Below are 2,138 nucleotides of genomic sequence, written 5' to 3' on the forward strand. Positions count from 1 at the left end.
GCCACGAAAGCGAGATGGAGGGCATCGGCCGCTTCGCCCGCATCCACGACCCCGAGGGCAACGCGATCGAGCTCTGGGAACCCGCGTCCTGAGAGCTAGGGATCGCGCGCCAGCGACTTGAGCAGGCCGGCGATCATGAACAGCAGCACGATGCTCACGGGCAGGGCGGCGGCGATGGCGGCCGTCTGCAGGGCCTGGAGACCGTCGGCGAGCAGGAGTACGGCGGCCACGGCGCCCACGCCGAGCCCCCAGACGATGCGGAAACGCCGCGGGGGGTGAGGGTCGCCCATGCTCAGGAAAGTGGTGATAACCAGGGTGCCCGAGTCCGAAGAGGTGACGAACCAGGTTGCCACGAGGACGGTGGCCATGGCGGACATGGCCCAGGCGAGCCAGGCGGTGCCGCTCATCCGGTCGATCGTCGCGTAGAGCGCGGCCTCGTAGTTCCCGCCCCGCACGAGTTCCATGATCCCCGCCGTTCCGACGCCGCCCGGGGCGTTGAGTTCGAGGTGGATGGCGTTGCCGCCGAAGATTCCGAACCACACCAGCGCCAGGCCGGTCGGGACGATCAGCACGCCCAGGATGAACTCGCGCAGGGTGCGCCCGCGCGAGATGCGGGCGATGAACGTGCCGACGAAGGGCGCCCACGAGATCCACCAGCCCCAGTAGAAGATCGTCCAGGCGTTCTGCCAGGCGGCCTGACCCGGGCCATCGGCGATCCAGAATCCCATCGGCACCGCGCGCCACAGGTACTCGCCGGCGGAGGTGGCGACGAAACTCACGAGCCACGTGAAGGGACCCAGGACAAGGAAGCACCCCAGCAGGACCATGCTCAAACCGATGTTCCACTCGGACAGGCGGCGGATCCCGCGCTTCACGCCGGATACGACCGACAACGTGGCCGCCAGCGAGATGACGGCGATGAGCGCAACCTGCGTGACGAGCCCCGGATCGACGCCGAGCAGCACGTCGAGTCCGGTGGCCATCTGGCTCGCCCCCAGGCCGAGGGAGGTCGCAATGCCGAAGACCCCGCCGAACACCGCCAGCAGATCCACCAGGTCCCCGACCGGGCCGTAGATCCGGTTGCCGATGAGGGGATACAGGGCGGAGCGCAGCGTCAGCGGCAACTTCTTGCGGAATCCGAAGTAGGCGAGGCACAGCCCGACCAGGACATACGCGGACCAACCGTGGACGCCCCAGTGGAAGTAGGTGACGCGCATGGCGTGCACGGCCCGCCGCTCGTCCAGCGCCTCGGCGCCCGCCAGGTCGGCGATCGGGTTGTTGGGGTATCCCGCGGCCCGGCTGTTGTCGAGGTAGAAGATCGGTTCGGCGATGGAGAAGAACAGCACTCCGATCCCGATCCCCGCCGAGAACAGCATGGCCAGCCAGGAGAACCGGCTGAACTCGGGCGAGGAGTCCTCGTCACCGAGCCGGATCCCGCCGAACCGGCTGCACGCGAGGAACAGGCAGGTGAACAGGGTGGCGCAGACCGTCAGGACATAGAACCAGTCGAGCGTGCCCTCGATCCACGCGCGGACGCGGCCAAACACGGCACCGGCAGCATCCACGTCCCAGACCGTGGCGAGGACGAAGACGAGCACGACGCCCTTGGCGGCCACCGCCATCCCGGGATTCAGCCCCTTCCACAGCCCCGTTTGCGCCGTGGTCCGCCGGCGCCGCCCGCTGTTCATGCGTCCATGGTCGCCCCGCTCAAGCCGCGTTCGAGAGGATCTCGCTCTACGTTAACATCGCGTCCACCCTCGAAGCCTCACCCCGACGTTCCCGCGGGAACGTCCCCACGCGGACGGAGGAACGCCCCCATCAGGACGCGATGCGCCGGCGCCGGCGGGCCGGGGTCGCCGTTCGGCGGAGGTAGCGGGCCACCTCGCCCATGCCGTCGACGCCGATCCGGGCGCCCAGCGTCTGGTTGTAGTTCGTCGTGCCGTTGATGTCGTAGGTGTAACGGTGGCCCCACGCGTCCCGCACATATTCGATGCCGGCGATCTCGATCCCTTCCTTGTTGCAGAGCCGGATGTACCGCTGCACCAGCGGACTGGGGACAGCCAGAATCACGGCAGGAAATCAGCTAACTACTTACAGGACAGCACGATCTGCGCTTCCTGCCCTTTCTCTGGACTTTG

At 67.9% G+C, this 2,138-nt stretch carries 2 protein-coding genes; both read right to left on the minus strand.

What is annotated here, in order from left to right:
* Positions 1 to 95: 95 nt before the first annotated feature.
* Entirely contained in the window at positions 96 to 1,688 is a 1,593-nt protein-coding gene (locus RN901_RS12235; protein ID WP_310758570.1) for a BCCT family transporter, read from the minus strand.
* Between the two features lie 130 nt (positions 1,689 to 1,818).
* The gene (locus tag RN901_RS12240) at positions 1,819 to 2,070 is read right to left on the minus strand and encodes a hypothetical protein (protein ID WP_310758571.1); all 252 of its coding nucleotides are present in this window, start codon (positions 2,068 to 2,070) and stop codon (positions 1,819 to 1,821) included.
* Between the last annotated feature and the right edge of the window lie 68 nt (positions 2,071 to 2,138).

Source organism: Candidatus Palauibacter soopunensis (genome assembly GCF_947581735.1).
GTDB lineage: Bacteria > Gemmatimonadota > Gemmatimonadetes > Palauibacterales > Palauibacteraceae > Palauibacter > Palauibacter soopunensis.